Annotated in this window: 28 protein-coding genes and 1 pseudogene; 17 read left to right on the top strand and 12 right to left on the bottom strand. The window is 73.0% G+C overall.

Annotated features, from left to right (window positions below):
- The first annotated feature begins 335 nt into the window (after nt 1–335).
- Nucleotides 336–1,169, top strand: a complete 834-nt coding sequence (locus J2X49_RS04770) for a ParA family protein (protein WP_146355304.1) — start codon at nt 336–338, stop codon at nt 1,167–1,169.
- Nucleotides 1,166–2,203 carry a ParB/RepB/Spo0J family partition protein gene (locus J2X49_RS04765; RefSeq protein WP_310123172.1) on the top strand — a complete coding sequence of 346 codons (1,038 nt, stop codon included), beginning with the start codon at nt 1,166–1,168 and terminating at the stop codon, nt 2,201–2,203. The genes J2X49_RS04770 and J2X49_RS04765 overlap by 4 nt, the downstream gene beginning before the upstream one ends.
- Before the next feature lie 68 nt (nt 2,204–2,271).
- On the opposite strand, the gene trxA is transcribed toward J2X49_RS04765, so the two are convergent.
- The 5 genes from trxA to J2X49_RS04740 form a co-directional block, all read right to left on the bottom strand.
- Nucleotides 2,272–2,583, bottom strand: coding sequence for a thioredoxin (gene trxA / locus J2X49_RS04760; protein ID WP_128189645.1), 312 nt, complete (start codon nt 2,581–2,583; stop codon nt 2,272–2,274).
- Nucleotides 2,580–3,554, bottom strand: a complete 975-nt coding sequence (gene trxB, locus J2X49_RS04755) for a thioredoxin-disulfide reductase (RefSeq protein ID WP_310123167.1) — start codon at nt 3,552–3,554, stop codon at nt 2,580–2,582. Before trxB ends, trxA begins: the two co-directional genes overlap by 4 nt.
- A gap of 45 nt (nt 3,555–3,599) precedes the next feature.
- A complete protein-coding gene (locus J2X49_RS04750; protein WP_246992843.1) occupies nt 3,600–3,986 on the bottom strand; it encodes a hypothetical protein in 387 nt (128 codons plus the stop codon).
- Nucleotides 3,987–4,048: 62 nt separating this feature from the next.
- Nucleotides 4,049–5,698: a lipid II flippase MurJ gene (murJ, locus tag J2X49_RS04745; RefSeq protein ID WP_310123161.1), complete on the bottom strand. Its 1,650-nt coding sequence runs from the start codon at nt 5,696–5,698 to the stop codon at nt 4,049–4,051.
- Nucleotides 5,695–7,713 carry a DUF6049 family protein gene (locus tag J2X49_RS04740; protein ID WP_310123158.1) on the bottom strand — a complete coding sequence of 673 codons (2,019 nt, stop codon included), beginning with the start codon at nt 7,711–7,713 and terminating at the stop codon, nt 5,695–5,697. Before J2X49_RS04740 ends, murJ begins: the two co-directional genes overlap by 4 nt.
- An 89-nt stretch (nt 7,714–7,802) precedes the next feature.
- Between J2X49_RS04740 and J2X49_RS04735 the strand changes: the two genes are divergently transcribed.
- The 6 genes and pseudogenes from J2X49_RS04735 to dnaB all read left to right on the top strand — a co-directional run.
- Complete coding sequence (locus J2X49_RS04735) at nt 7,803–9,269, top strand: CCA tRNA nucleotidyltransferase (protein WP_396130919.1); 1,467 nt, start codon at nt 7,803–7,805, stop codon at nt 9,267–9,269.
- A gap of 211 nt (nt 9,270–9,480) precedes the next feature.
- On the top strand, nt 9,481–9,879 hold the full coding sequence (gene rpsF, locus J2X49_RS04730; RefSeq protein ID WP_128189650.1) for a 30S ribosomal protein S6: 399 nt from the start codon (nt 9,481–9,483) through the stop codon (nt 9,877–9,879).
- A gap of 2 nt (nt 9,880–9,881) precedes the next feature.
- Nucleotides 9,882–10,421 carry a single-stranded DNA-binding protein gene (locus tag J2X49_RS04725; RefSeq protein WP_128189651.1) on the top strand — a complete coding sequence of 180 codons (540 nt, stop codon included), beginning with the start codon at nt 9,882–9,884 and terminating at the stop codon, nt 10,419–10,421.
- A 59-nt stretch (nt 10,422–10,480) separates the two neighbouring features.
- A complete protein-coding gene (gene rpsR / locus J2X49_RS04720; RefSeq protein WP_128189652.1) occupies nt 10,481–10,735 on the top strand; it encodes a 30S ribosomal protein S18 in 255 nt (84 codons plus the stop codon).
- Between the two features lie 12 nt (nt 10,736–10,747).
- Entirely contained in the window at nt 10,748–11,200 is a 453-nt protein-coding gene (gene rplI / locus J2X49_RS04715; RefSeq protein WP_128189653.1) for a 50S ribosomal protein L9, read from the top strand.
- A 445-nt stretch (nt 11,201–11,645) separates the two neighbouring features.
- Nucleotides 11,646–12,929 (top strand): annotated as a pseudogene (dnaB, locus tag J2X49_RS04710) (replicative DNA helicase); the annotation flags it as partial.
- A gap of 160 nt (nt 12,930–13,089) precedes the next feature.
- On the opposite strand, the gene J2X49_RS04705 reads toward dnaB, so the two are convergent.
- The gene (locus tag J2X49_RS04705) at nt 13,090–13,371 is read right to left on the bottom strand and encodes a Fe-S cluster assembly protein HesB (protein WP_128189654.1); all 282 of its coding nucleotides are present in this window, start codon (nt 13,369–13,371) and stop codon (nt 13,090–13,092) included.
- A 128-nt stretch (nt 13,372–13,499) separates the two neighbouring features.
- Here J2X49_RS04705 and J2X49_RS04700 point away from each other — a divergent pair, with 128 nt between their 5' ends.
- Nucleotides 13,500–14,756 (top strand): MFS transporter, encoded by a 1,257-nt coding sequence (locus J2X49_RS04700; RefSeq protein WP_310123152.1) that lies wholly within the window; start codon nt 13,500–13,502, stop codon nt 14,754–14,756.
- A gap of 19 nt (nt 14,757–14,775) precedes the next feature.
- Here J2X49_RS04700 and J2X49_RS04695 read toward each other — a convergent pair whose 3' ends face one another.
- Nucleotides 14,776–15,462 (bottom strand): Type 1 glutamine amidotransferase-like domain-containing protein, encoded by a 687-nt coding sequence (locus J2X49_RS04695; RefSeq protein ID WP_310123150.1) that lies wholly within the window; start codon nt 15,460–15,462, stop codon nt 14,776–14,778.
- 116 nt (nt 15,463–15,578) lie between these two features.
- On the opposite strand from J2X49_RS04695, the gene J2X49_RS04690 reads away from it, so the two are divergent.
- Nucleotides 15,579–16,571 carry an NYN domain-containing protein gene (locus J2X49_RS04690; protein ID WP_128190471.1) on the top strand — a complete coding sequence of 331 codons (993 nt, stop codon included), beginning with the start codon at nt 15,579–15,581 and terminating at the stop codon, nt 16,569–16,571.
- A 46-nt stretch (nt 16,572–16,617) separates the two neighbouring features.
- A complete protein-coding gene (locus J2X49_RS04685; RefSeq protein ID WP_310123147.1) occupies nt 16,618–17,511 on the top strand; it encodes a DNA-formamidopyrimidine glycosylase family protein in 894 nt (297 codons plus the stop codon).
- A gap of 24 nt (nt 17,512–17,535) precedes the next feature.
- On the opposite strand, the gene J2X49_RS04680 is transcribed toward J2X49_RS04685, so the two are convergent.
- The 3 genes from J2X49_RS04680 to J2X49_RS04670 all read right to left on the bottom strand — a co-directional run bounded on the left by J2X49_RS04680 (nt 17,536) and on the right by J2X49_RS04670 (nt 19,757).
- The gene (locus tag J2X49_RS04680; protein WP_310123145.1) at nt 17,536–17,802 is read right to left on the bottom strand and encodes a YciI family protein; all 267 of its coding nucleotides are present in this window, start codon (nt 17,800–17,802) and stop codon (nt 17,536–17,538) included.
- Between the two features lie 56 nt (nt 17,803–17,858).
- Complete coding sequence (locus tag J2X49_RS04675) at nt 17,859–18,437, bottom strand: NADPH-dependent FMN reductase (protein WP_310123142.1); 579 nt, start codon at nt 18,435–18,437, stop codon at nt 17,859–17,861.
- 99 nt (nt 18,438–18,536) lie between these two features.
- Entirely contained in the window at nt 18,537–19,757 is a 1,221-nt protein-coding gene (locus J2X49_RS04670) for an amidohydrolase (RefSeq protein ID WP_310123140.1), read from the bottom strand.
- A gap of 166 nt (nt 19,758–19,923) precedes the next feature.
- Here J2X49_RS04670 and J2X49_RS04665 point away from each other — a divergent pair, with 166 nt between their 5' ends.
- The 6 genes from J2X49_RS04665 to J2X49_RS04640 all read left to right on the top strand — a co-directional run bounded on the left by J2X49_RS04665 (nt 19,924) and on the right by J2X49_RS04640 (nt 24,426).
- Nucleotides 19,924–20,451: a hypothetical protein gene (locus J2X49_RS04665; RefSeq protein ID WP_146354583.1), complete on the top strand. Its 528-nt coding sequence runs from the start codon at nt 19,924–19,926 to the stop codon at nt 20,449–20,451.
- Nucleotides 20,448–20,720: an ABC transporter ATP-binding protein gene (locus J2X49_RS04660; protein ID WP_128190465.1), complete on the top strand. Its 273-nt coding sequence runs from the start codon at nt 20,448–20,450 to the stop codon at nt 20,718–20,720. The genes J2X49_RS04665 and J2X49_RS04660 overlap by 4 nt, the downstream gene beginning before the upstream one ends.
- Complete coding sequence (locus J2X49_RS04655) at nt 20,717–21,316, top strand: hypothetical protein (RefSeq protein ID WP_310123134.1); 600 nt, start codon at nt 20,717–20,719, stop codon at nt 21,314–21,316. Before J2X49_RS04660 ends, J2X49_RS04655 begins: the two co-directional genes overlap by 4 nt.
- 23 nt (nt 21,317–21,339) lie before the next feature.
- Nucleotides 21,340–22,179: a sulfurtransferase gene (locus J2X49_RS04650; RefSeq protein ID WP_310123133.1), complete on the top strand. Its 840-nt coding sequence runs from the start codon at nt 21,340–21,342 to the stop codon at nt 22,177–22,179.
- Between the two features lie 182 nt (nt 22,180–22,361).
- The gene (locus J2X49_RS04645) at nt 22,362–22,793 is read left to right on the top strand and encodes a Fur family transcriptional regulator (RefSeq protein ID WP_146354573.1); all 432 of its coding nucleotides are present in this window, start codon (nt 22,362–22,364) and stop codon (nt 22,791–22,793) included.
- A 127-nt stretch (nt 22,794–22,920) separates the two neighbouring features.
- Nucleotides 22,921–24,426 (top strand): catalase, encoded by a 1,506-nt coding sequence (locus tag J2X49_RS04640; RefSeq protein ID WP_310123131.1) that lies wholly within the window; start codon nt 22,921–22,923, stop codon nt 24,424–24,426.
- Between the two features lie 85 nt (nt 24,427–24,511).
- On the opposite strand, the gene J2X49_RS04635 is transcribed toward J2X49_RS04640, so the two are convergent.
- Together J2X49_RS04635 and purB are read right to left on the bottom strand one after the other, a co-directional pair.
- On the bottom strand, nt 24,512–25,528 hold the full coding sequence (locus J2X49_RS04635; protein WP_310123130.1) for a zinc-binding dehydrogenase: 1,017 nt from the start codon (nt 25,526–25,528) through the stop codon (nt 24,512–24,514).
- Between the two features lie 55 nt (nt 25,529–25,583).
- On the bottom strand, nt 25,584–26,963 hold the full coding sequence (gene purB / locus J2X49_RS04630; RefSeq protein WP_310123126.1) for an adenylosuccinate lyase: 1,380 nt from the start codon (nt 26,961–26,963) through the stop codon (nt 25,584–25,586).
- Between the last annotated feature and the right edge of the window lie 8 nt (nt 26,964–26,971).

Below are 26,971 nucleotides of genomic sequence, written 5' to 3'. Positions count from 1 at the left end.
CCTCGGAGGGCAGGGCGCCCAGGATTCCGCGGAATCATGCGGGTTTTCAGCTCTCGACCTGCGGCTGAGGGTGAGCGCCCCTGCAGCGAACGGCAACAGTGTTTTCCACAGCCCTGTGGACAACTGCGAACCCGGAGCGGCCATGAACATCCATCAAGATCTGTCGAGACCGACTTGGCGAACGGCGCTGGACGCGCCAGACTGGGCTTCTTGCACACCTCTCACCCGGAGCCCGTCGCGCGCGCGGCGATGTTCCACGTGAAACATCGATCAGGAAGGCACGCGTGACCACGGGAAAGTTCGACACGACCCCGATCGCTCGCGAGCTCGCCGCGATGGCCCGGCGCCGTCAGGCGCTCTCGGCGCAGGAGCTGCCGCTGCCGAAGCGCACGCGCATCTTCACCGTCGTCAACCAGAAGGGCGGGGTCGGCAAGACGACCACCGCGGTCAACCTCGCCGCAGCCCTCGCGCAGGCCGGCGCTCGCGTGCTCGTGCTCGACCTCGATCCCCAGGGCAACGCCTCGACGGCGCTCGGCATCGACCACCATGCGGACGTCATGAGCACCTACGACGTGCTCATCGACGGCGAGCCGCTCGCGGCTGCGATCGCGATCAGCCCTCAGAGCGACCGCATCCAGGTGGTCCCGTCCACGATCCACCTCGCGGGGGCCGACCTGGAGCTCGCGGGCATGGAGCGGCGCGAGCACCGGCTCCGCGAGGCGCTGGATGCGCATCTGCGTGACCTGGGGGAGCCGCCTCACTACGTCTTCATCGATTGCCCGCCATCGCTCGGGCTCCTCACGATCAACGCCTTCACCGCCGCCACCGAGGTGCTCCTGCCGATCCAGTGCGAGTACTACGCGCTCGAGGGCGTCTCGCAGCTGCTCGACACCATCGGCCGCATCCAGGCGCACCTCAACCCGAAGCTCGACGTGTCGACCGTGCTGCTCACGATGTTCGACGGGCGCACGCTGCTCTCGCGGCAGGTCGTCGACGAGGTGCGCTCCCACTTCCCGGAGCAGACGCTCGAGGCGGTCATCCCGCGCTCGGTGCGCGTCTCCGAGGCGCCCGGTTACGGCCAGACCGTCATCGCCTACGACCCGAACTCCCCGGGCGCGCTGTCGTACCGGGAAGCGGCAGCAGAGATCGCACGCAGAGGAGCGGCATGAGCAAGAAGGCAGGGCTCGGGCGCGGCATCGGCGCCCTCATCCCCTCGGGACCGCCGGCCACGGCGACCGACACCGCGGAGCCGGAGGAGGCGAGCCAGCCGGCCCCTGCGCGACGGCCGCGCCGAGCGGCGAAGCCCGGCAGCCGCCCGGTCGACGTGTTCTTCTCGGGGGAGGAGGACGAGCACACGCTGCTCGAGATCCCCGGTGCCAGCTTCGCCGCCGTGGTGCCCTCGGACATCCGCCCGAACGCCAACCAGCCGCGCACGACCTTCGACGAGGACGACCTCGCAGAGCTCGAGCACTCCATCCGCGAGTTCGGCGTGCTGCAGCCCATCGTCGTGCGGCCCGTGCCCGTCGGCGACGACGGCACGCACTACGAGCTCATCATGGGCGAGCGCCGCTGGCGCGCGAGCCAGCGCGCGGGGCTCGAGACGATCCCGGCGGTCATCAAGGACACGCCCGATGACGCGATGCTGCGCGACGCGCTGCTCGAGAACCTGCACCGCGCGCAGCTCAACCCGCTCGAGGAGGCCTCGGCCTACCAGCAGCTGATGGAGGACTTCGCCATCACGCAGGAGGAGCTCTCGCGCCGCATCGGCCGGAGCCGCCCGCAGATCTCGAACACCATCCGGCTGCTGAAGCTGCCCGAGCCGATCCAGTCGCGGGTCGCGAGCGGTGTGCTCTCGGCCGGCCACGCGCGCGCGATCCTCTCGCTGCCGACGCCCGAGGCGATGGAGCAGCTCGCGGCGAAGATCATCAATGAAGATCTCTCAGTTCGTGCGGCGGAGGCAGCCGCGGGCCTGGTGCAGACGCGCAGCCCGCGCAAGGCGCCGACCCGGGGCGCCGTGCAGCACGGCCTCGATGAGATCGCCACGAGGCTCGAGGACCGGCTCGACACCCGCGTGCGCATCGCCCTCGGCCGCGCCAAGGGGCAGCTCACGATCGACTTCGCGACGGTCGCCGACCTCAACCGCATCCTGTCGGAGCTGGGGGAGCGGGGCTTCGGCGGAGGCCTCGATCCCGAGGCCGACTGACCGCACGCCTGCAGGCACCGACGACGAGGGCCCCGTGGAACGCATCCACGGGGCCCTCGTCTCGCTGCTCACAGGAAGGCTGCGAGCTCCTGCTCGATCGCCGGCTTCGGCCGGGCGCCGATGAGCTCCTTCACGACCTCGCCGTTCTGGAAGACCTTCATCGCGGGGATCGACGTGATGTTGTAGCGCATCGCCAGGTCGGGCTCCTGGTCGACGTTCACCTTCACGACGTCGAGCTTCTCGGTCTCGCCGTCGATCTGCTCCAGGATGGGGCTGACCGCGCGGCACGGGCCGCACCAGGCCGCCCAGAAGTCGACGAGCACGGGCTTGTCGGCGTTCAGGACATCCTGCTCGAACGATGCGGTGGTGACTTCCTTCACAGTGCTGCCTCCTCAGGGCTGGTGACGAGCGCCGGCACGGCGTGCGCGGCCAGGTAGTGCTCCGCGTCGAGCGCGGCGACGGTGCCGGACCCGGCGGCCGTGACGGCCTGGCGGTAGGTGGGGTCGATCACGTCGCCCGCGCCGAAGACGCCCTCGACCGAGGTGCGCGACGAGCGGCCCTCGACGGCGATCGTGCCCTCGGTCGTGAGGTCGAGCTTGCCGTGCACGAGGTGCGTGCGGGGGTCGGAGCCGATCGCGACGAAGACGCCGTCGATGGGCATGCTCCACGTGTGGCCCGACGTCGTGTCGCGCAGCGTGACCGACGACACCTGCTCGGTGCCGTTCGACTCGGTGCCCACGATCTCCTCGACGACCGCGTTCATGATGAAGTCGATCTTCTCGTTGGCGCGGGAGCGCTCGAGCATGACCTCGCTCGCGCGGAAGTGCTCGGAGCGGTGCACGATCGTGACCTTGTCGGCGAACTTCGTCAGGAAGTTGGCCTCCTCCATCGCCGAGTCGCCGCCGCCGACCACGATGAGCTGCTTCTGCTTGAAGAAGAAGCCGTCGCACGTCGCGCACCACGAGACGCCGTGGCCGGAGAGCCGCTCCTCGCCCTCGACGCCGAGCTTGCGGTAGGCGGAGCCCGTCGCGAAGATCAGCGCGCGCGTCTCGAGCACCTCGTCGCCGACGTGGACGCGCTTGACCTCGCCGTCGAGCTCGAGCTCGGTGGCGTCCTGCATGCGCACGTCGGCGCCGAAGCGCTCGGCCTGCTGCTGCATGGCGAACATGAGGTCGGGGCCCTGGATGCCCTCGGGGAAGCCGGGGAAGTTCTCGACCTCGGTCGTCGTCATGAGGTCGCCGCCCATCTCGACGCTCGAGGCGAGCACGATCGGCTTCAGGTTGGCGCGCGCCGCATAGATCGCGGCGGTGTATCCGGCGGGGCCGGAGCCGATGATGATGACGTCGTGCACTGCGTCTCCTGGGTCGTTGCGGGGGTGCTGCAGGGTCAACCGAGTCTAGATCGCGGGCATTCCCGCGTCGCCGCGAGCGCCGACGACCGTCAGCAGGTCGCCCGTCGCGGCGTCGACGACGAGCAGCCCCGCCGCCGGCCACTCGGGCGTGCGCCGCACGACCGGGTGCGCGACGCGGCTGCGGGTGCGGCGATCCCAGGAGTCGACGAGCTGCGCGGTGTCGGCATCGACGATGAGCACGGCCGGATGCGCGTGGGCGAGCGAGGAGGACGCGTCCGACGACCACCAGCCCTCGACGGCGAGCGGCCGCGCGGCCGGCTCGAGCTCGAGCCGCTGCCGCTCGCGGCTCAGCGTCGCGCCGACGATCGCGCCGACGGCGGCGATCGCGCCGACGGCGAGCGGCGCGCCGATGCGGATGAGCGGATGTGCCATGGCGTTCCCCCTCTGCCGCGCCCATGCTAGAGGCCGCGCCTCTGCGCGCGCCCAGCGTCGCGTCAGGCGGGCTGCGGGTCGTCGTCGCGGCCGCGGCCGCGCAGCTTGCCGACCACGATGTCGGCCGTGGCGCGGAAGTCGGGGTTGCGGGTCACGTAGAGCAGCCCGAAGTAGATGATCCCCATGACGGCGCCCGCGGCAGTGCAGGTGATCGCGCTGCCGAGCATGCCCGACGTGCCGAACCCGCCCGGCACGTAGCCGCCCAGCGCCCAGGTGACGCCCACGCCGGCCGCTGCGGCGACGAGTCCGTAGCCGAGGTACTGGAGGTGCCGGATGCCGATCAGCCGGAACCCGAAGGGGCCGATCTTGCGGCGCACGAGCACGAGCCAGATGGCGAACGACACGAGGTTGGCGATCGAGACGGCGAGCGCGGTGCCGGCGATCACCCACTCGCCCGGGAGCGTCGACGCCCACCACAGCAGGGCGAACGTGACGAACATGCCGAAGCACGCGTAGAGGAAGGCGGTGCGGGTGTCGCCGAGGGCGAAGAAGACGCGCTGGATGACGTACTCGGCGCTGAAGGCGACCAGGCAGAGCAGGAACGCCCAGATGACCCACGCCATCGCCAGCATGAGCTCGTACGTGGGCTCGAGCAGGCGGGCGAACGGGATGGCGATCACGGCGAGCACGAGGGCCGAGATGGTGGTGAGCATGCCGACGCCGCGGAGGGCGCTCGACAGGTCGGTGCGGATGCCTGCGATGTTGTGCTCGCTCGCGTGGTGCGACATGCGGGTGAAGTACGCGATCGCGATCGAGACGGCGATGATCGAGTGCGGCAGCGAGAAGAGGTACCACGCGTTCTGCATCGTGAGGATGTTGGCGCCCTCGCCGGTGCTCGCGACGCGCGACTGCACGAGGCCCTTGATCTGGCCGATGATGACGATGCCGAACAGCCACATCGCGCTGCGGCCGGTCGCGCGCAGGCCCACCCCGCGCCAGCCGAAGTCGGGCCGGAACCGCAGCCCGGTCCGGCGGAAGAACAGCACGAGCACGAGCGCCTGCACCGCCACGCCGCCGGTCGTGACGAGGCCCAGCACCATCACGCGGTCCCAGTCCCACACGCCCAGGTCGCGGTGCACCTCCTCGCCGCCGAACAGCAGCATGAAGGCGCCGAGCCCCGCGATCGAGACGAGGTTGTTGGCGACGGGCGCCCACGTGTAGGGGCCGAACTGGCCGCGCGCGTTGTAGATCTCGCCGAGCAGCGTGTAGATCGCGTAGAAGAGGATCTGCGGCATGCACCAGTACGCGATGCCCACCGCGAGCGCCATCTGGGCCGCGCTGAAGCCGCCGCCGTCGGCGCTCTCGCTCACCGCGTAGAGCTCGACCAGCAGCGGCGCGGCTGCCGTCGCCAGCACCGCGAGCAGCAGGAAGACCGAGCCGCCGAGGGTGAGGATCTTCGAGACGTACGCCTCGCCGCCGTCGGCGGCCTTCGACGCCTTCACGATCTGCGGCACGAGCACCGCGCTCATGACGCCGCCCGCGACGAGCGCGTAGATGTTGTTCGGCAGCTGGTTCGCGAGGCCGAACGCCTCACCGGCGAGCGAGGCCGACTGGCCGATGGCGACGACGAGCATCACCATCTTCACGAAGCCCAGCACGCGCGAGACCATCGTCCCGGCCGCGATGATCGCGCTCGCCCTGCCTGTGCTCACGCGGTCTCCTCCGGGGTCGGCTCGTCGAGGTCGCCGTGCGCCTGGCCGCGGCGGCGCTTGCGCACCGAGCGGACGATGCCGGAGGCGATGAGCAGCACGATCGCGACGCCCAGCACCCAGGCGAGCGCGGTCTCGATGGTCGGCTGCGAGTTCACCCGCAGGGTCTGCAGCTGGCCGAGCGGCACGCCGTCGGGGGTGTGCAGCTGGGCGATCATGAGCACGGTGCCGGTGCCGACGATCTCGATGGGCACCTGCACGCGCTCCTGGCTGCCGGCGGCGACGGTGACGTCGACGCGCGACTGCGGCACGGTGACGAGCGCGTTGGACGGCCGCACCGACAGCACGACCTGCACCGGCACATCCAGGCGGTTCTCGATCGCGATCGGCAGCGGCGCGCTCTGGCCGGTGGCGTTCAGCGTGCTGCCGGGGAGGATCTGCACCGCGCTGCGCACGTCGCTCATCGCGTCGCCGAGGCCGGCGATCGCGTCACGATCGGCCTGCGTCACCGCGCGGCCGGCGTCCGGGAGCGCCGCGAGCAGGCCGAGCCGCAGCCCGGCGAGGAGCGTGCGGGGCTCCTCGACGATGCTCGCGACGTGGGCGACCTCCGCCTCCTGGGACAGCGCATCCTGCACGAGCTCCGCCCCGACGGCCCGCTCGGGGTCGGTCGGGGCGATGAGCGTGGCGTCTCGCGGCTCGAGCTCGAGCGCGTCGTCGATGCCGACCGTCTGCACGAAGCGGGCGGAGGCGAGGTCGGCGAGCATCGCGGCCGACGACCCCTGCGAGCTCGCGGGGAGCATCGCGGCGAGCGTGCGGGCGTCGCTCGGCCGCTCGCGCGTGATGACGGCCAGCAGCGCCATCGCCTGGGCGCGCGCGTGCCCCGCCATCGCCTGGGCGCGCGCGTGCCCCGCCATCGCCTCGTCGTCGACCGACGCGGCGCGGATGAGCTCCTGGAGCTGCGCGTCGGCGGCGAGCGCCTCGACGCCGTCGAGGTCGACGAGCGCGCTCGGCGTGCTGCCGGTGAGCTCCTCGTCGAGGTTGGCGCCCGAGAGCACCACGGTGCCGATCGCGCTGAGCTCGGCCAGGTCGCTCGTCTGCAGGATGGCGGCGGTCGCGTCGATGACGGGCTCGCGCGTGCCGATGGAGCCGGCCGAGGCGGGCAGCGGGTCGGCGCCCTCGCGCGGGATGCCGAGCGGCTCGATCGGGTGGGCACCCGCGCGCACCTGCGCGATCGGGTCGGCGTTCGCGTACTCGAGCGCGTAGGTGTCGTCGCGGTCGGCGCGCTCGAGCCAGGCGAGCGCGGCCTCGGGGGCCTCGTCGCCGAGCGCCTCGGCGCTCGCCCCGATCGCGGGATCGACGCCGATCGTGGCGCCCGCGCCGAGCGCCGCATCGAGCGCGGCGCGGGTGTCGCCGCCGATCTCGGTGGCGCGCTCGAGCTCGTCGGCGTCGAGCAGGCCGCTCGAGCCGACGCCCGCGTCGATGGGCGCGGCGAGCGCGAGCCGCGTGGGGCTCGACTCGCCCGGCTCGTCGCGCACGACGACGCTCGTGGCGCCCGAGAGGGAGGGGGCGGATGCCGCGAGCCCGTACGCGCCCCACGTCGCGCCGTCGAGGCCCAGGGCCTCGGCATCGACGGTGACCGTCTCCGACGCGCGCCCGAGCGCCGCGACCGCGGGCAGCTCGACCGACGCGACCGCAGAGCTCGCGACGATCGCCTGCCCCTCGAACCAGCGGCTGAGCGTGTAGCGGGTCGAGATGGGGTCGGCGGAGAGCAGCACGTCGACGGTCGTCGCGGGCTGCACGGCCATCGACGGGTTGTCGAGCGAGACCGTGACCTCGAGGCTCTCGCCCTCGCTCAGCAGCGGGTCGACCGGCGCGATCATGAGCGTCGGCGCCTCCGGCGCGGCGGTCGCGCCGGCCTCGGGTGCGGCCGCGAGCGGGGCCGCGAGCAGCGCCGTCGCGACAGCCGCGGCGGCGCACGCTGTCGCGCGCCGTCGCGCCAGGCGACCTGCCGACAGCATGCGCCCAAGTGTAGGGAGTGCCGCCATGGGTCCCGCGCGACGCCGACGGCCGCACCCGCCGCCGCGCGGGTGGGGCAGAATGGGCGGTCGTGACCGACATGGCCGAGGCGACCGCGCGACTGCACGCGCTCGTCGCCGCCGCGCCCACGGCGCAGCTCGCCGAGGCGTTCGCGGCCGCGGGCCACGAGCTGTCGCTCGTCGGCGGCCCGGTGCGCGACGCCTTCCTCGACCGGCCGGTCACCGACCTCGACTTCGCCTCGAGCGCGACGCCCGACGAGATCCTCGCGCTCGTCGGGCCGCTCGCCGAGGCCACGTGGGACGTCGGGCGCGAGTTCGGCACCATCGCCGCGCGCATCGGCGGGGCCGATGTCGAGATCACCACCTACCGCGCCGACCAGTACGACGGCGTCTCGCGCAAGCCGCAGGTCGCCTTCGGCGACGCGCTCGAGGACGACCTCGTGCGGCGCGACTTCACCGTGAACGCCATGGCGCTGCGGGTGACGCCGCTGCGAGGCGGGGGAGCGGGGGCGGATGCGTCGCCGCAGCTCGTCGACGTCGGCGGGGGTCTCGAGCACCTCCTGCAGCGCGTGCTCGACACCCCGCAGGCGCCGGAGCGCTCCTTCGACGACGACCCGCTGCGCATGATGCGCGCCGCGCGCTTCGCCGCGCAGCTCGGCTTCGACGTCGCCCCCCGCGTGGTCGAGGCGATGACGGCGCTCGCCCCGCGCATCCGCGACATCTCCGCCGAGCGCGTGCGCGACGAGCTCACCAAGCTGCTGCTCACCGCCCGCCCCGTGCCGGGCATCCGCCTGCTGACCGACACGGGCATCCTCGACATCGTGCTGCCGGAGGTGCCGGCGCTGCGGCTCGAGGCCGACGAGCACGCGCACCACAAGGACGTCTACGAGCACTCGCTCACCGTGCTGCAGCAGGGGATCGACCTCGAGGGTTCGCGGAGCCCGGGAGCGGCACCCGACCTCGTCTCGCGGCTCGCGGGGCTGCTGCACGACATCGGCAAGCCGGCCACGCGCCGCATCGAGGGCCGCACCGTCACCTTCCACCAGCACGACCTCGTCGGCGCGCGCCTGGCGAAGCAGCGGCTGAAGGCCCTGCGCTTCGACAACGACACGGTGAAGGCGGTCGCGCGGCTCGTCGAGCTGCACCTGCGCTTCTACGGCTACGGCGAGCAGGCGTGGACCGACTCGGCGGTGCGGCGCTACGTGCGCGACGCGGGTCCGCTGCTCGAGCGCCTGCACATCCTCACGCGCTCCGACGTGACGACCCGCAACCGCCGCAAGGCCGAGCGGCTCGACTTCGCCTACGACGACCTCGAGCGGCGCATCGCCGAGCTCCGCGAGCAGGAGGAGATGGACGCGGTGCGCCCCGACCTCGACGGCGAGCGGATCATGGCCGTGCTCGGCATCCGCCCCGGCCGCGAGGTGGGGGAGGCCTACCGGATGCTGCTCGAGCAGCGCCTCGAGCACGGGCCGCTCGGCGAGGAGCGCGCCGAGGCGATCTTGCGCGAGTGGTGGGCGGCGCGCGCGGTGGAGCTCTAGAGCGGGGACCCTTCCGGGTCTCCGCTGCGACCCCAGCGCCGACGCTCGTCTCGGGCGTCGGATCCCGCTCTGGCGCACGGATGCGCGGGTGCGGTAGGATCGCCAGGTTGCGCGGGCTCCGCTCGTCCTCGAGCGCGAGGCCCCCGCACCATGCAACCCTCCTGCTGCAGACCGTCTGCAGCCGTTCTAGTCCGAAGGAGGTGGGTGAAGCATGCAGCAGTACGAGCTGATGGTGATTCTCGACCCGGAGGTGGACGAGCGCACTGTCGCCCCGTCGCTCGACAAGTTCCTGGGCGTGATCCGCAACGATGGCGGCACGATCGAGAGCGTCGACATCTGGGGCCGTCGCCGCCTGGCCTACGAGATCGACAAGAAGACCGAGGGCATCTACGCCGTCGTGAACTTCACGGCCGAGTCGGCCTCCACGAACGAGCTGGACCGACAGCTGAAGCTGTCCGAGGCCGTCATGCGCACGAAGGTCCTCCGCGCCGAGGAGGCCGTCACGCAGACCGGCGCCTCCAAGCGCCACGCCGAGGCCAAGGCCGCGAAGGCCGCCAAGGCCCCCGCTGCCGAGCCCGCTGCGCCCGCCGCAGAGGTCGAGGCCGAGTAGTCATGGCTGGCGAGACGATCATCACGGTCGTCGGCAACCTGACTGCCGACCCGGAGCTGCGCTACACGCAGAACGGTCTCGCGGTGGCGAACTTCACGATCGCGTCGACCCCCCGCACGTTCGACCGCCAGGCGAACGAGTGGAAGGACGGCGAGGCGCTGTTCCTCCGCGCGTCGGTGTGGCGCGAGTTCGCCGAGCACGTGTCGCAGAGCCTGTCGAAGGGCTCGCGCGTCATCGCGCAGGGTCGCCTGAAGCAGCGCTCGTTCGAGACGCAGCAGGGCGAGAAGCGCACCGTCATCGAGCTCGAGGTCGACGAGATCGGCCCCTCGCTCCGCTACGCGACCGCGCAGGTCACCCGCACGACGGGCGGCGGCGCTGGCCGCAGCTCCGGCGGCGGGCAGGGCCAGGTCGGCCAGGGCGGCGGCTTCGGCCAGCCCCAGCAGGCCGCCGACGAGCCGTGGGGCCAGCCGGCCGCGCAGCAGTCGGGCGGCGACGTCTGGGGAGCGCCCGGCACCTCCTACAACGACGAGACGCCCTTCTAAGGCCTCTCGCCCACCTATGCACTCCCGGGACGGCAGTCCCGAGCACGAAAGAAGGAACAATGGCTGGCAAGCCGCAGAACCGCAAGCCGCGGGGCCCGAAGGGCGGCAAGAACCTCGCCCCCGCGAAGGCGATCAGGGTCGGCGTCATCGACTGGAAGGACGTCGCGACGCTCAAGAAGTTCATCTCGGAGCGCGGCAAGATCCGCGCCCGTCGCATCACCGGCGTGTCGGTGCAGGAGCAGCGCCTGATCGCCAAGGCGATCAAGAACGCGCGCGAGATGGCGCTCCTGCCCTACTCGGGCGCCGGACGCTGAGGGGGCTGAACCATGGCAAAGCTGATTCTCACGAACGAGGTCTCCGGCCTCGGCTCCGCTGGTGATGTCGTCGAGGTGAAGAACGGGTTCGCCCGCAACTACCTCGTGCCCCAGGGCCTGGCTGTCGCGTGGTCGCGCGGCGGCGAGAAGCAGGTCGAGCAGATCAAGGCCGCCCGCGTCGCACGCGAGCACGCCACGATCGAGGAGGCGCAGGACCTCCGCGCCCGCCTCGAGGCGAACCCCGTCACGGTGAAGGTCAAGGCCGGCACCGAGGGCCGCCTGTTCGGCTCGATCCAGACGAAGGACATCGCCGACGCCGTCGAGGCAGCCGGTCACGGCTCCGTCGACAAGCGCGTCATCGAGATCCCGACGCCGATCCGCGCGGTGGGGGACCACCAGGCGACGGCTCGTCTGCGCGACGACATCGTCGCCCAGATCACGGTCCGCGTGGTCGCTGCCAAGTAGCGACCGCACGCTGCCGAGGGCCCGCATCCATCACGGATGCGGGCCCTCGGTCGTTCTGCGACGGGCCGGACGCGTGTCAAATCGAGCCCGCGACGCAAAGTCTCAACGTGTACTTAACACACGCTTCTCCCCACGGGGTGTGGAAACGGAAATGCCCGGTCAGAGGCGGTTTGGACGGCGATCCCGCGTTCGATTCCACAGATCTGTGCACAGGTGGGACCGGCGCGCGTCGGCGCGTCACCCGGCGTTGTCCCCAGCTCTCCACAAGCCTGTCCACAGAGCGATTCGCCCTCGCGCGGCAGCGCTCCTAGCCTGTGGAAGGCTCCCCTCCCGCGCGGTGTGGGTCGCCTGCGGCATCGTCGACAGCGAAGGGGGACGCGTGACGGATCTGGCGGAGATCGGGCTCGACGAGAGCCGCTACAGCGAGCGCACCCCGCCGCACGACATGCTCGCCGAGCAGTCGGCCATCGGCGGCATGCTGCTGTCGAAGGACGCCGTCGCCGACTGCCTCGAGACCGTGCGGGGCAACGACTTCTACCAGCCGAAGCACGAGATCGTCTACGAGGCGATCCTCTCCCTCTACTCGCGCGGCGAGCCCACCGACGTCATCACCGTCGCCGACGAGCTGACGAAGACCGCGATGCTCTCGCGCGCGGGCGGCGTGCAGTACCTGCACTCGCTCACCTCGATGGTGCCGACCGCTGCCAACGCCGGCTACTACGCCGAGATCGTCGCCGAGAAGGCCGTGCTGCGGCGGCTCGTCGAGGCCGGCACGCGCATCGTGCAGATGGGCTACGCGTCGGAGGGCGAGGTCACCGACCTCGTCAACCACGCGCAGGCCGAGATCTACTCGGTGATGGGCGAGGACCAGTCCGAGGACTACGTGCCGCTCAGCCTCGCCGTCGAGTCGGCGATCGAGGAGATCGAGGCCGCGAAGGGCCTCGACGGCGTCATGACCGGCGTGCCGACCGGCTTCCGCGAGCTCGACGAGCTCACGAACGGCCTCCACCCGGGCCAGCTCATCGTCGTCGCCGCCCGACCGGGCCTCGGCAAGTCGACGCTCGCGATGGACCTCGTGCGCTCGTGCTCGATCAAGAACGACCTGCCCTCGGTCTTCTTCTCGCTCGAGATGGGCCGCACCGAGATCGCGATGAAGCTGCTCTCGGCCGAGTCGAGCATCCTGCTGCAGAAGCTCCGCAAGGGCGCGATCGAGGGCCGCGACTGGACCACGCTCGCGCAGGTGCGCGGCCGCATCAACGACGCGCCGCTCTACATCGACGACAGCCCCAACCTGACGCTCGTCGAGATCCGGGCGAAGTGCCGCCGGCTCAAGCAGCAGGCGGGCCTCAAGATGGTGGTCGTCGACTACCTGCAGCTCATGACGAGCGGCAAGAAGGTCGAGTCGCGCCAGCAGGAGGTCTCGGAGTTCTCGCGCTCGCTCAAGCTGCTCGCGAAGGAGCTGCAGGTGCCGGTCATCGCGCTCTCGCAGCTCAACCGAGGCCCTGAGCAGCGCGGCGACAAGAAGCCCGCGATCAGCGACCTCCGCGAGTCGGGCTCGATCGAGCAGGACGCCGACATCGTGATGCTGCTGCACCGCGAGGACGCCTACGACCGCGACATCCGCCCCGGCGAGGCCGACATCATCGTCGCCAAGCACCGCGGCGGCCCCACCAAGACGATCCCGGTCGCCTTCCACGGCCACCTGGCCCGCTTCGTCGACATCGCGCCCGGCATGGGCGCGGGCGAGGGCGGCGCGCCGGCGATGCCGCCGGGCGGCACGCCGTTCGGCGGCAGCCCGTACGGCGCCCCGCAGGAGCCGCCGCCCGTCGAGGGCTGAGCACGGGGAAGGGCCCGACCGATCGGCCGGGCCCTTCCTCGTCTGGCTGCGGTCAGCCCTGCTGGCCGACCGCGAAGTCGACGCGGCCGTCGGGGGCCGCGGATGCGTCGAGCACCTTGTCGTCGAGCGTGACGGCAGCCGACGGGTCGAGGAAGACCTTCGCGCCGGCAGCCTCGACGACCTGGTCGTCGGCCTCGGGCGCGGGAGCGACGGTCACGTTGAGGCCGGCGCCCTCGAGGTCCTGCGAGATGCGGATGCCGCCGGTCGGGGCTGCCTCGGCGTTCGCGACGATGCCGTTGATGACGGCCTGGGCGTTGTCGGTCAGGGTGAGCATGGCTGCTCCTCTCCGTTGGCGAGTCGGCCACGATGCCGTGCCCGGGCCGGCCACGCAACCCGCGGGCAGGTCCCGGGCGTGTCGGCGGCGCGCATCCGCCGCCCGCCGACAGGGCAGACTCGGGGATCGTGACCACCGATGGAGCAGCCGGGCCGCGCCGGCTCGGCACCGGCTTCTGGCGCCTGTTCGCCTCGTCGACCGGCTCGAACCTCGCCGACGGCATGCTGCAGGCGGCGCTGCCGCTCGTGGCGGCGAGCCTCACCCGGGATCCGCTGCTCGTGTCGCTCGTGGCATCGCTCGCGTTCCTGCCCTGGCTGCTGTTCGCGATCCCCGCGGGCGCGCTCGTCGACCGCATCGACCGGCGCCGCGCGATGCAGGGGGCCAACCTCGCCCGCGCCGCGATCCTGCTGGGGCTCGCGGTCGCGCTCGCGACGGGCTGGGCGAGCATCGGCGTCCTCTACGTCGCCGCCTTCCTGCTCGGCGTGGCCGAGACGGTCTACGACAACGCGGCGCGAGCGCTGCTGCCGCGCGCGGTGCGCCGCGACCAGCTCGAGCGGGGCAACTCGCTGCTGTCGACCGCCGAGTCGGTGAGCAACCTGTTCCTCGGCGCTCCGCTCGGCGCGCTGCTGTTCGCTCTGGCGGCGGTGCTGCCGCTCGGCGCCGCCATCGCGATGTACGTCGTCGCCGCGACGCTCGTCGTGACGGTGCGCGGCTCGTTCGCGCCCGAGCGCGGCGCGCCGACGACCCTCGCCGCCGACATCCGCGAGGGACTCGGCTGGCTGCTGCACCACCGCATCCTGCGGCAGCTCGTGTGGGTGACGGGGCTCGGCGCCTTCGGCAACTCGGTCGCGAACGGCATCGCCGTGCTCTTCGCCCTCGACGTGCTCGGCATCGACGAGGCCGCCTTCGGCCTGCTGCTCGCCGCGATGGGCGTGGGCGCCGTGCTCGGCGCGCTGCTGTCGCCGGCGCTCACCCGCCTGCTCGGCCGCACGGCCGCGATGGGCGTGAGCGGCACGCTGTGCGGCGCGACGCTCGTGGGCATCGGGCTCTGGCCGACCCTCTGGGTGACGCTCGTCCTGTGGCCGCTCGGCGCGCTCGCGGTGAGCGCCTTCAACGTGCAGGTCATGTCGGTGCGGCAGGTGCTCATCCCGGATGCGCTCTTCGGGCGGGTGCAGGGCGCCTACCGCACCGTGCTCTGGGGCAGCATCCCGCTCGGCTCGGTGAGCGGCGGCGTGGTGGCGTCGCTCGTCGACCTGCCGAGCGCGATGGTGTTCGGCGGTGCGCTCGCCACGGTCGCGGGGCTCGGCACGTGGTGGGTGCTCGGCGTGCACCGGCGCGAGATCGCCGCGGCGTTCCTGCGGGAGGACGACCCGCTCAGGGCGTGATGATGCAGTGCGTGATGATTCAGGGCGTGATGAGCCGCCAGCTGCCCTCGGAGACGACCTCGACATCGCCGTCGACCACGGCGATGGCCGTCTCGTCGTCGATGGCGTAGGTCGGCTCCGGGATGCCCGCCGCCCAGCGCTCGATGCTGGCGAGCGCCGCGTCCTCCATGCCCGGGCGGTCGAGGTGCGGGTAGAGCGCGAAGTCGACGAGCCCGAGGGTCCGATCGGCCTCCGAGGCCATGTCGCTGCCGTCGGGCACGAACTCGAGGTCGAACTCGGCGTCGCAGTTGCGCGCGGTCACCGCGATGCTGCCCGCGCTCACGCCGACGTAGACGGCGTCGGTCAGCGACGGCAGCAGATCGGCGAGCCCCGACCTCCGCATCCAGTGGCAGAGGTAGAGCACGTCGCCGCCCCAGACGAGCAGCGCGTCGGCCTCGCGCACCGCGGGCACCCAGCTCTCGTCGCGGATCGTGGGGAGCGCGGTGAGCTCGAGGACCCCCACCGACTTCCACCCGAGGTTCGCGAGCGGGCTGTCGGCCTCGCCGCGGATCGCCTCCCACGCCATCGACCCGCCACCGGGGAACGGATGCACGGCGGTGGGGATGAGGAGCGCCGTCGACTCCGAGACGGGCTTGCCGAGCAGCGCCTCGAGCGCCGCCGCGATGCTCGGGTTGCTGATGCCCGAGGAGGTGAGGAGGAGCTTCACGAGGGCCTTCCGTCGTCGCCGTGCGCACGCGCGCATCCGCCGAGCCGCGCTGCGCGCCCGAGCGTACACCGGGGCCGCCAGCGGTGCTGCGGGCGGGCGCCTGCCAGACTGGGGCCATGCCCACCGACTCCGAGGCGCGTGTCGCCGTCTACATCGACTTCGACAACATCCTCATCTCCCGCTACGACCAGCTCCACGGCCGCGGCGCCTTCCACACCGATCGCGTGCGCACGCTGCCCGCCGACGGCCGCGAGTCGAAGGCGCGCACGCGCTTCTCGCAGGCCACCGTCGACCTCGGCGCCATCATCGACTACGCCTCCAGCTACGGATCGATCGTGCTGAGCCGCGCCTACGCCGACTGGTCGGTGCCCGCGCACGCCGCCTACCGCGACCAGCTGCTCGCGCGCGCGGTCGACCTCGTGCAGATGTTCCCGACCACCCGCTCGCTCAAGAACGGCGCCGACATCCGCCTCTCGATCGACGTGGTCGAGGATCTCTTCCGCCTCGACAACATCACCCACGTCGTCGTCGTCGCCGGCGACAGCGACTACATCGCGCTCGCGCAGCGCACGAAGCGGCTCGGTCGCTACATGGTCGGCATCGGCGTCGCCGGCAGCACCTCGAAGTCGCTCGCCGCCGCGTGCGACGAGTTCGCCGACTACGACGCGCTGCCCGGCATCGAGCCGGTCGTGCTCGACGAGCCCGAGGGCGAGCCGGATGCGCCGGAGCCCACGCCCGCCGAGGCGAAGCAGATCCAGGCCGAGGCGGAGGCCGTCGCCGCGCCCGAGCAGCCGCCGGCCCGTCGCCGCCGTCGCGCGACGAGCGAGTCGGTCGCCCAGGCGCAGGACGAGGTCGCGATGACGCCCGAGCAGCGCGGCGACGCCGCGACCGGCCTCCTCGAGCGCGCCCTGCGCATCCTGCACCAGAAGGGCGACGACGAGTGGCTGCACGCCAACGTCGTCAAGGAGCAGATGAAGCGCATGGACCCGGTCTTCAACGAGAAGTCGCTCGGCCACCGCTCCTTCTCGGACTTCATCGGCGCGCGCGGCGCGCTCGTCGAGGTGCGCGAGGAGGGGCAGGCTCGCCTGCTGAAGCTGAAGAGCCAGTAGTCGATCCGCTCGTCGCGCTGTCAGTCGTGGCGTGCAGGATGGATGCATGCCGGAGCTGCCGGAGGTCGAGGCCCTGGCGGCCGATCTGGGCGAGCGCCTGATCGGCCGCACGATCCGCCGCGTCGACGTGCCGTCGATCGCCGCGCTCAAGACCTTCGACCCGCCCGTCGACGCGCTGCACGGCACGGCCTTCACCGCCGTCGGCCGCCGGGGCAAGCACCTCGTGCTCTCGGTCGACAGCGGGCTGCACCTCGTCGTGCACCTCGCGCGGTCCGGATGGGTGCGGTGGCGCGACGCGGCGCCGAGCCCGACCGCGGGGCGCGGCCGGGGCCCGCTCGCCGCCCGCATCGTGCTCGAGCGGCGCGAGGGCGACGAGGGCGCGGGCGGCGACGGCGTCGACATCACCGAGCAGGCGACGCAGAAGCGGCTCGCCATCCACGTCGTCGCGCACCCCGACCAGGTGCTCTCGATCGCGACGCTCGGTCCCGAGCCGCTGGATCCGGCGTTCACCGAGGAGCGCTTCGCCGGCATCCTCGCGCATGCCGGCCGTGCCCAGATCAAGGGCGTCCTGCGCGACCAGCGCCGCATCGCCGGCATCGGCAACGCCTACTCCGACGAGATCCTGCACGCGGCGCGCATGTCGCCGTTCCACCCGGCGTCGATGCCGGCCGACGACGTGCACCGCCTCTACGAGGCGCTGCAGCAGGTGCTCGGCGAGGCGGTCGAGCGGGCGCGCGGCGTCACGGCCTCGTCGCTCAAGGCCGAGAAGCGGCAGGGCTTGCGCGTGCATGGCCGCAAGGGCGAGGCGTGCCCCGTGTGCGGCGACACCGTGCGGCAGGTCATCTATGCCGACAGCACCTTCGAGTACTGCGCGACCTGCCAGACGGGCGGCAAGCCGCTCGCCGATCGCGTGCTGTCGCGGCTGGGCGTGCGCCGCTGACGGCTGCCCTCTGCGGGCTGCGGCTCAGAGGCTGCCGGCGACCACGGTCCACGGCTGGATCGTCACGACCCGCACGCCCGGCGCCTCGTAGTACGGGTCCTCGGCGAGGGCCGCCTTGACCTCGTCGACGTCGTCCGAGTGGAAGAGCAGCAGCGCGCCCGACTGGTCCTCGAAGGGGCCGGCGGCGGCGAGCAGGCCGCGCTCGTGCAGGCCCTGCAGCAGCTCGCGGTGGCGGGGGCGCAGCTCGAGGCGCGCCGGGTCGTCCGAGAATGCGGTGATGACGGCGATCATGCACTCAGCCTAGGCAGTGGCGGCGGGCCCGCCCGCACATGACGGACGGGCGGATGTCAGGCCGCGGTGCGCTCCGCCTGCGCCGAGACCTCGACCAGCTGCGCGACGGCCGCGCGGAGCGGCTCGGCGGAGCGGGCGACGAACGCGCTCGCGTCGACCATGCGCATCGCGTCGTCGAAGTCGGTCGGCTGGAACGGCATCCGCACGCCCTCGCCCTGCAGGTCGAGGCCGATGTAGGAGAGCACGGCGGTGAGCTGCGCGGCGGCCGAGGCGCCGCCCGACCAGCCGTAGGAGACGACGACGGCGGGCAGGTCGACCCACTCGGCCTTCAGGTAGTCGATCGCGTTCTTGAGCGCCGCCGGGTAGCCGCTGTTGTAGTCGGGGGTGAGAAACACGACGCCGTCGAGCGCGTCGATGCGCTCGGCCCAGGCGACCGAGTGCGGCTGGCTGCGCACGCCGGAGGCCGGCGGCAGCGCCTCGTCAAGCAGCGGCAGCGCGATCTCGGCCAGGTCGAGCATGACGGCGTCGCCGCCCGCGGCCTCGATGAGCGTCGCGATCTCGTCGGCGACCGGGCGACCGACGCGGACGGGACGGGTGCTGCCGACGATGATGCCGACCTGGGGGCGCTGGGACATGGGTCTCCTCGGGACGTGGATCAGGGTGCGGCGCGATGCTGCGCCGTCTGGGCCAACGCCCCGTCGGATATCAGATATTCCCGGCGCCCCGGGCCCGGCTCAGCCGAGGAACGTGCGGGCTGCCGTGACCATCGCGCGGGTCGCCGTGTCGAGCGTCGGCTGCATCACGGGGATGAAGTTCGGCGAGTGGTTCGAGGGCACGTCGACGTCGAAGGTGCCGCGCTCCCGTGCCGAGGCGACCGTCTCGGGGTCGAAGCCGCCGTAGACCCAGTAGACGTAGGGCGCGCCCCACGTCGCGGGGAGGTCGCTGAAGTCCTCGGAGCCGAGCACGGGCTCCTGGGGCAGGTGCTGCTCGCCGAACTCCGCGTCGAACGCGGCGCCGAGCTTCGCCGCCGCCGCGTCGTCGTTGATGGTCAGGGGTGCCGCGGGGCCCGCCTCGATCGTCGCGGGCGGCGCGCCGGCGGCCTGCGCCTCGCCCTGCACGATGCGCTCGATCGCGGCGAGCACCTTGTCGCGCACGGGCTGCTCGAAGGTGCGGATGTTGATCTCGAAGCGCGCGTGCTCGGGGATGATGTTCTGCTTCGTGCCGGCGTGGAACGTGCCGACCGTGACGACCGCGCGGTCGGACGGCGCGACCTCGCGCGACACGATCGTCTGCAGGCGCACGACCATCGAGGCGGCGAGCACGATCGGGTCGATCGTCTTCTCCGGCTGCGATCCGTGGCCGCCGCGGCCGTGCACGGTGACGATGACGTGGTCGCTGCCGGCCATCACGGGGCCGGGCGCCGTGAAGACCTCGCCGGCGGCGCCCGGGAAGACGTGCTGGCCGAGCGCGATGTCGATGCCGTCGGGCAGCAGCTCGCGCAGCCCTTCCTGCATCGTGAGCGCGCCGGTGATGAGCTCCTCCGCGGGCTGGAAGACGGCGACGATCGTGCCCGACCAGTCGTCCTGCTCGGCGAGCACGCGCAGGGCCCCCTGCAGCGACGCCATGTGGGTGTCGTGGCCGCACGCGTGCATGACGCCCACCCGCTGGCCCTCCCAGTCGTCGGTCTCGGTCGAGCGGTAGGGCACCTGCTCGACCTCGGTCACCGGCAGGCCGTCCATGTCGGCGCGCAGCAGCACCGTCGGGCCCTCGCCGCGGCGGAGGATGCCGACGACGCCGGTCGACTCGCCGACCTGCTCGTGCGTCTCGTAGCCCGCCTCGCGCAGCAGCTCAGCCATGCGTGCCGCGGTGCGGTGCTCGCGCAGCGACAGCTCGGGGTGCGCGTGCAGCTCGCGGTAGAGGTCTTCGATGAAGGGGCGGTGGCGCTCGAGGGTCATGCGGCCAGGCTAGCCGCGGCGGCGCCCGCCCGGGGCGGTCCGGCCGCCGCGCTCCGGCGCCGGGCCGCGTGCCGCACCGGCGATAGGATCGGGGGGAACCGTGAGGAGAGCCGTGACCGCCCAATCGAGCACCTCGCAGAGGCTGCTTCCGTGGCACCTCCCTGCGATGCGCGCAGTGCCGGCCCTCGTCGTCGGCCTGCCGCTGCCCTTCATCCCGCTGCACTCGCCGCTCGTCGGGCTCCTGACGCTCGCCGTGCTGGCCGGCGGCACCGCCGCGGCGCTGTGGCTCGGCCGCGCGCTCGTGCCCGCGGGCGCGGCTCGCTGGCCGGTGCCGGCCGCCGCGTGGTCGGCGCTCGTCGCCGTCGTCGCGGTGGTGCTCGCGCTCGCCGCGCCCACCGAGACATCGCTCGGCCTGCTGGTCGCGGCGTGGGCGCTCGTCACCGGCGCGCTGGAGCTGCGCGGCTGGTGGCGGATGCGGGGCGAGACCGACCAGCGCACGCTGCGGCTCGTGCACGACTGGCGCGCCGTCGGCGTGCTCACGATCATCCTGGGGCTGGTGTTCGCCTTCGTGCGCGACGCCGTCACCCTCACCGGCATGCTCGGCGCCTACGCCGTCATCGTCGGCGTCTACCACGCGCTCGCGGCGCTCTCCGCACGCCCGGCGCGCACCACGAGCGAGCGGAGCGAGGCATGAGCGAGCAGCAGCAGCACGACGACGGACCCATCCAGCCCACGCGGCGGCAGCAGCTGAAGCCCTTCGAGTACCTGGCGTTCGCCGCCGTCGCGGGCGCGTTCGTGGGACTCGTCATCCTGCTGTCGGTGCGCGACGTCGTGCTCGCGCTCGTGTTCGGGGGCGTCGGCTTCATCGGCACGCTCCTCATCACGGCGACGCTGATGCTCGCGATCAAGCCGAAGGGCCGCTCGGCGGCCGACCTCGACAAGCGCGAGGGCTTCGAGCGGTGAGGCGCGCAGCGCCCGTCGGCGCGGGCGCCCTCGCGGCGCTCGCGCTCGCGCTCGCGGGCTGCTCGATGTCGGCCCTCGGGCCTGCGCCGCAGCCGACCGCGACCGGGAGCGGCACGCCCGGCGACGCATCCGCACCGGACGGCCCGCACCTGACGGCCGAGGGGCGGGTGTTCGACCCCGTCGCCGACGACGTCGACCCCGACGGCGAGTGCGAGGGCGAGTCGGGGCGCGAGACGCTCGAGCTGTTCGACCGGGCCGCTTGGCCCGAGCTCGACGTGCGCGCGGGCGAGGCGCGCATGACGTGCGGCAACGCCGACGGCGCGGGCTGGCGGCACATCGCCGACGGCCACACGGGCGACTTCGACGAGCTCGCGGCGCTCATCGGCGCCGAGTGGGAGGACGTCGCGTGGTTCGCGATCGACCGCGCGCTCGAGCAGCCGACGCGCGTCGAGGAGTACCGCGACGACATCGTCAACTACGACGTGCTCGTCGAGCACGTGGAGGGCGGCGAGGTGCAGCGCTCCTGGATGGTCACGGTCGGCGTCGGCCTCGGCTCCGGCCAGATCATCACGGCGTTCCCCGACGAGCAGCGCTGACGCGGCCTGGCAGGCTGGAGCGCATGCGCGATCTCGTGGACGTCGACTGGCTGGCCGAGCACCTGCGCGACGACGGCCTCGTCGTGGTCGACGCGAGCATGGCGCCGCCGGGGTCCGGCGACCCGCTGCCGACCGAGGGCATCCCGGGCGCCGTGCGCTTCGACCTCGAGGGCGCCTTCTCGCGCCACGACGAGTCGGATGGGCTCGGCCCGGTGGGCGTGCACGACATGCCCGCGCCGGCCGACTTCGAGCGCGCGCTCCGCGCGATCGGGGTGCGCGCGGGCGACCGGGTCGTCGCCTACGACGCGGCCGGGCTGTTCTCGAGCGCCCGCGCCTGGTGGATGCTGCGGGCCGCCGGCCTCGACGCGGCCGTGCTCGACGGGGGCCTGCCCGCCTGGGCCGAGGCGGGGCATCCGCTCGCCCCGGTCGCGGCGTCGACCGGCCGCGACGGCGACGTCGTCGTGCGGTGGGATGCGTCGGCGCTCGTCGACGCGGACGCCGTCGCGACCGCGCTCGCGTCGGGCGGGGCCGCGGTGCTCGACGCGCGCTCGCCGAGCCGGTTCTCGGGCGACGAGCCCGACCCGCGCGCGGGCGTGCGCGCCGGCCACATGCCGGGCGCCCGATCGCTGCACTACGCGACGCTCGCCCCGGGCGGCCGCATGCTGCCCCCGGAGCAGCTCGCCGAGCGGCTGCGGGCTGCGGCGGGGGAGCGGCCGATCGTCGCGAGCTGCGGCTCGGGCGTGACGGCCGCCGTCATCGCGCTCGCCGCGACGCTCGCCGGCCGAGCGGTGGCCGTCTACGACGGCTCGTGGTCGGCGTGGGGCCGCGCCGACTCGGGCCGCCCGGTCGCGACCGGCGCCTGACGCGACCGCTGCTGGCGGCCCAGCTGCCGCGACTGGGGCCGCTGCGCCCGACTGGGGCGGGCGCGCCGGCCCCGCTCGGGCGCAGCCGCCCCAGTCGGTGCTCGCGGCGCGCGGTACGCGGCCGCCGCGCGGAGGCGCGCCGCTGTTTTGAGCGGTTCACGATTGTGGCTAGGGTGGGGAGCGTGACCGAGACCGACGCCGAGCTGCTCCGCGAGCGGGGCCTCCGCGTCACGCAGGGGCGGCTCGCGGTGCTCGACGTGCTCGAGCGCATGCCGCACGCCGACGCCGAGAGCGTGCACCGCGCGCTCGAGGCCGCCGGCCACGACACCTCGGTGCAGTCGGTGCACAACGTGCTCGGCGACCTCACCGCCGCCGGGCTCCTGCGCCGCTTCGAGCCGGAGCGCTCGCCCGCCCGCTACGAGCGCCGCGTCGACGACAACCACCACCACGCGCTGTGCGCGCGCTGCGGCCGCGTCGAGGACGTCGACTGCGTCATCGGCGAGGCCCCCTGCCTGCACGCCGACGCCCCGCCCGGCTTCACCGTGCAGGCGGCGGAGGTGACGTTCGTCGGCGTCTGCGCCGACTGCAGCGGCCGGGAGGCGGACGCCGCCTGACCGGCCCCGTCGGGGCCGCACCCGACGACGCGGGCACCGTCGCCCATCCGCACCGCCGACGGCGCGACCGCGCCCGCACGCCCGCGCGCACCCAGACCAGACCACGACACGCAACGGAAGAGGAAGCATGACGACACCCACCACGAACAGCGTCGGCACCCCGATCGCGAGCGACGCGCACTCGCAGAGCGTCGGCGCCGACGGCGCGATCGCGCTCACCGACCACTACCTGGTCGAGAAGCTCGCCCACTTCAACCGGGAGCGCGTGCCGGAGCGCGTGGTGCACGCCAAGGGCGGCGGCGCCTACGGCCGGTTCGTCACCACCAACGACGTGAGCGCCTACACGCGCGCCGCGCTCTTCCAGCCCGGCGTGGAGACCGAGATGCTCGCCCGCTTCTCGACCGTCGCCGGCGAGCAGGGCAGCCCCGACACGTGGCGCGACCCCCGCGGCTTCGCGCTGAAGTTCTACACGACCGAGGGCAACTACGACCTCGTCGGCAACAACACCCCCGTCTTCTTCATCAAGGACGGCATCAAGTTCCCCGACTTCATCCACTCGCAGAAGCGCCTGCCGGGCTCGCACCTGCGCGACAACGACATGCAGTGGGACTTCTGGACCCTGAGCCCCGAGTCGGCGCACCAGGTGACGTGGCTCATGGGCGACCGCGGCCTGCCGAAGAGCTGGCGCCACATGGACGGCTTCGGCTCGCACACCTACCAGTGGATCAACGCCGACGGCGAGCGCTTCTGGGTCAAGTACCACTTCAAGACCGACCAGGGCAACGCGTTCCTGCCGCAGGCGGAGGCCGACGAGCTCGCCGGCAGCGACGCCGACCACCACATCCGCGACCTCTACTCGGCGATCGAGGAAGGCGACTTCCCGTCCTGGACGCTCTCGGTGCAGGTCATGCCGTACGCCGACGCCGCGAACTACCGCTTCAACCCCTTCGACCTGACGAAGGTGTGGCCGCACGGCGACTACCCGCTCATCGAGGTGGGCCGCATGACGCTCGACCGCAACCCCGAGAACTACTTCGCCGAGATCGAGCAGGCGGCGTTCAGCCCCGCCCACTTCGTGCCCGGCATCGCGGCGAGCCCCGACAAGATGCTGCAGGCGCGCATCTTCAGCTACGCCGACGCGCACCGCTACCGCATCGGCGTCAACCATGCCGAGCTGCCGGTGAACGCGGCGCGGGCGACCGAGGTGCACTCCTACGACAAGGAGGGCTCGATGCGCCACGGCTTCCGCCCGGCCTCGGCGCCCGTGTACGCGCCGAACTCGTTCGGCGGACCGGCGGCGGATGCGGCTGCGGCCGGTGACGACCGCGGGTGGCAGAGCGACGGGGAGCTGATCCGCGCCGCCGCCACCCTCCACCCGGAGGACGACGACTTCGGCCAGGCCGGCACGCTCGTGCGCGAGGTGCTCACCGACCCGGAGCGCGAGCGGCTCGTGGCGAACATCGTCGGCCACGTCGGCAAGACGCGCGTGCCCGAGATCCGCGCCCGCGCCATTCAGTACTGGAAGAGCGTCGACGCGGGCCTCGGCGCACGCGTCGAGGCGGGACTGACCCCCATCGACGAGCCCCGCACGTCGCTCGCGTCGGAGCCGGTGCGCACGCCCGCCGTGTTCTGATCCCTCGCATCAACGCCTGCGGCCCGCACCGGCACCTCGCCGGGGCGGGCCGCGTCGCGTCGGGCGTGTGGCGCGATGGCAGGCCTCAGGGGCGCAGCAGCACCTTGACCGCACGCCGCTCGTCCATCGCCCGGTAGGCCTCGGCGGCCTCGTCGAGCGGCAGCTCGAGGTCGAAGACGGCGGATGCGTCGAGGTCGCCCGCGAGCACGGCCGGCACGAGCTCGGGCAGGTAGCGCACGACCGGCGCCATGCCGCCGCGGAGCCCGATGTTGCCGCGGAACGCCGTCGGCCAGGGGATCTGCACGCCGTGCGGCACGCCGACGAAGCCGACCGTGGCGCCGGGGCGGGCGGCGCCGAACGCCGTGAGCATCGACTGCTCGGTGCCCACGCACTCGAGCACCGCATCCGCCCCCACCCCGTCGGTGAGCTCGCGCACCGCCTCGACGGCCTCGTCGCCGCGCTCGGCCACGAGGTCGGTCGCGCCGAATTCGGTGGCGATGCGCTGCCGCTCGGGGTTGCGCGAGAGGGCGATGATGCGCTCGGCGCCGAGGCGCTTCGCCGAGAGCACGCCGCACAGGCCGACGGCGCCGTCGCCGACGACGACCGCGGTCGAGCCGGGCACGACGCCGGCCGAGACGGCCGCGTGGTAGCCGGTCGGCAGCACGTCGCTGAGGGCGAGCACCGCCGCGTGCTGCTCGGGCGCGGGCGCCTCGTCGAGCACGAAGCACGTGGCGTCGGCGTTCGTCACGCGCGTCAGCTCGGCCTGGCCGCTGCCTGTCATCGCGAGCTCGACGCAGCCCTGCGTCTGGCCGGCGAGGCAGTGCACGCAGCGGCCGCAGCAGTGGTCGAAGGGCACGATGACGAAGTCGCCGACGCGCACGCGCGCGACGTCGGGGCCGATCGCCTCGACGACGCCGATCGCCTCGTGGCCGATCGTGCGGGGCTCGGGCACCTCATTCGCGCCGCGGTAGGGCCACAGGTCGGAGCCGCACACGCAGCCGGCGACGACGCGCACGATCGCGTCGGTCGGCCGCTCGAGCGCGGGGTCGGCCCACTCCTCGACGCGGATGTCTCCAGGGGCATGCAGGATGGTCGCTCGCATGCCTCCAGCCTGGCACGCGGCGCCCTCGCGCGCGGCCAGCGCGGGCGGCGCGGGCCTACGGCAGGCGGTCGACGAGGGCGCTCGCGACGCCCGTGTAGGCGTGGGGCGTGAGGCCCCGCAGCCGCTCCTTGGCGGCATCCGAGATGTCGAGCCCGTCGACGAACGCGATGAGCTCGGCCTGGCCGACGCGCTGCCCGCGGGTGAGCTCCTTGAGCTGCGCGTAGGGGTCGTCGATCGACGATCTGCCCGCGAGCACCTCGGCGCGGATGACCGTCTGGATCGCCTCGGCGAGCACCTCCCAGTTGCCCTCGAGCGCGGCGTCGAGCGCGGCGTCCGAGACGGCGATCTCGCCGAGGCCGCGGCGCAGGTTGTCGAGCGCGAGCAGCGAGTGCCCGAGCGCGACGCCGATGTTGCGCTGCGTCGACGAGTCGGTGAGGTCGCGCTGCAGGCGGCTCGTGACGAGCGTCGCCGAGAGCGACTCGAGCATGGCCGAGGCGATCTCGAGGTTGGCCTCGGCGTTCTCGAAGCGGATCGGGTTGATCTTGTGCGGCATCGTCGACGAGCCGGTGGCGCCGGCGACCGGGATCTGCGTGAACGCGCCGAGCATGATGTAGGTCCACACGTCGGTGGCGAGGTTGTGCAGGATGCGCCCGGCGTGCGAGATGGCGCCGAAGAGCTCGGCCTGCCAGTCGTGCGACTCGATCTGGGTCGTGAGCGGGTTCCAGGTGAGCCCGAGGTGCTCGACGAAGGCGGATGCGGTGGCCGGCCAGTCGGCGTCGGGCTCGGCCGCGACGTGGGCGGAGAAGGTGCCCGTGGCGCCGGCGAACTTGCCGAGCACCTCGACCTGCTCGATCCGCCTCGCCTGCCGCTCGAGGCGCCAGGCGACGACCGCGAGCTCCTTGCCGAGCGTCGTCGGCGTCGCGGGCTGGCCGTGCGTGAGCGACAGCATGGCGCGGTCGCGCTGCTCGACGGCGAGCTCGCGCAGCCGGTCGATGACGGCGCGCAGCGCCGGCATCCAGACGTCCTGCACGGCGGTGCGGATCGTGAGGGCGTAGGAGAGGTTGTTGATGTCCTCGCTCGTGCAGGCGATGTGCACCGCCTCCGAGAGCCGCTCGAGGCCCTGCTCCGAGAGCCGCTCGCGCACGAGGTACTCGACCGCCTTCACGTCGTGCCGCGTGACGGCCTCCTTGCCGGCGAGCCAGTCGACCTCGTCCTGGCCGAACGCGGCCGCCCACTGCCGCAGCGCATCCGCGTCCTCGGCGTCGACGGGGCTCGCACCGAAGAGCCGGTGCTCGGCGACCCAGAGCAGCCACTCGACCTCGACGTGCACGCGGGCGCGGTTGAGGCCCGCCTCCGACAGGTGCTCGGCGAGCGCCCCGACCTGCCGCTGGTAGCGGCCGTCGAGGGGGGAGAGGGGCTGGGCGGGCAGCGACATGGGGCTCC

The sequence above is a fragment of the Agrococcus sp. BE272 genome (genome assembly GCF_031457935.1).
Classification (GTDB): Bacteria; Actinomycetota; Actinomycetes; order Actinomycetales; family Microbacteriaceae; genus Agrococcus; species Agrococcus sediminis.
This window is presented reverse-complemented; position numbering and strand designations above follow the sequence as displayed.

Coding starts and splice junctions, on each gene's coding strand:
- J2X49_RS04770 (WP_146355304.1), top strand. CDS start 336: ATGGCCCGGCGCCGTCAGGCGCTCTCGGCGCAGGAGCTGCCGCTGCCG.
- J2X49_RS04765 (WP_310123172.1), top strand. CDS start 1,166: ATGAGCAAGAAGGCAGGGCTCGGGCGCGGCATCGGCGCCCTCATCCCC.
- J2X49_RS04750 (WP_246992843.1), bottom strand. CDS start 3,986: ATGGCACATCCGCTCATCCGCATCGGCGCGCCGCTCGCCGTCGGCGCG.
- J2X49_RS04740 (WP_310123158.1), bottom strand. CDS start 7,713: ATGCTGTCGGCAGGTCGCCTGGCGCGACGGCGCGCGACAGCGTGCGCC.
- rpsF (WP_128189650.1), top strand. CDS start 9,481: ATGCAGCAGTACGAGCTGATGGTGATTCTCGACCCGGAGGTGGACGAG.
- J2X49_RS04725 (WP_128189651.1), top strand. CDS start 9,882: ATGGCTGGCGAGACGATCATCACGGTCGTCGGCAACCTGACTGCCGAC.
- rpsR (WP_128189652.1), top strand. CDS start 10,481: ATGGCTGGCAAGCCGCAGAACCGCAAGCCGCGGGGCCCGAAGGGCGGC.
- rplI (WP_128189653.1), top strand. CDS start 10,748: ATGGCAAAGCTGATTCTCACGAACGAGGTCTCCGGCCTCGGCTCCGCT.
- J2X49_RS04705 (WP_128189654.1), bottom strand. CDS start 13,371: ATGCTCACCCTGACCGACAACGCCCAGGCCGTCATCAACGGCATCGTC.
- J2X49_RS04690 (WP_128190471.1), top strand. CDS start 15,579: ATGCCCACCGACTCCGAGGCGCGTGTCGCCGTCTACATCGACTTCGAC.
- J2X49_RS04685 (WP_310123147.1), top strand. CDS start 16,618: ATGCCGGAGCTGCCGGAGGTCGAGGCCCTGGCGGCCGATCTGGGCGAG.
- J2X49_RS04680 (WP_310123145.1), bottom strand. CDS start 17,802: ATGATCGCCGTCATCACCGCATTCTCGGACGACCCGGCGCGCCTCGAG.
- J2X49_RS04675 (WP_310123142.1), bottom strand. CDS start 18,437: ATGTCCCAGCGCCCCCAGGTCGGCATCATCGTCGGCAGCACCCGTCCC.
- J2X49_RS04670 (WP_310123140.1), bottom strand. CDS start 19,757: ATGACCCTCGAGCGCCACCGCCCCTTCATCGAAGACCTCTACCGCGAG.
- J2X49_RS04665 (WP_146354583.1), top strand. CDS start 19,924: ATGCGCGCAGTGCCGGCCCTCGTCGTCGGCCTGCCGCTGCCCTTCATC.
- J2X49_RS04660 (WP_128190465.1), top strand. CDS start 20,448: ATGAGCGAGCAGCAGCAGCACGACGACGGACCCATCCAGCCCACGCGG.
- J2X49_RS04650 (WP_310123133.1), top strand. CDS start 21,340: ATGCGCGATCTCGTGGACGTCGACTGGCTGGCCGAGCACCTGCGCGAC.
- J2X49_RS04640 (WP_310123131.1), top strand. CDS start 22,921: ATGACGACACCCACCACGAACAGCGTCGGCACCCCGATCGCGAGCGAC.
- J2X49_RS04635 (WP_310123130.1), bottom strand. CDS start 25,528: ATGCGAGCGACCATCCTGCATGCCCCTGGAGACATCCGCGTCGAGGAG.
- purB (WP_310123126.1), bottom strand. CDS start 26,963: ATGTCGCTGCCCGCCCAGCCCCTCTCCCCCCTCGACGGCCGCTACCAG.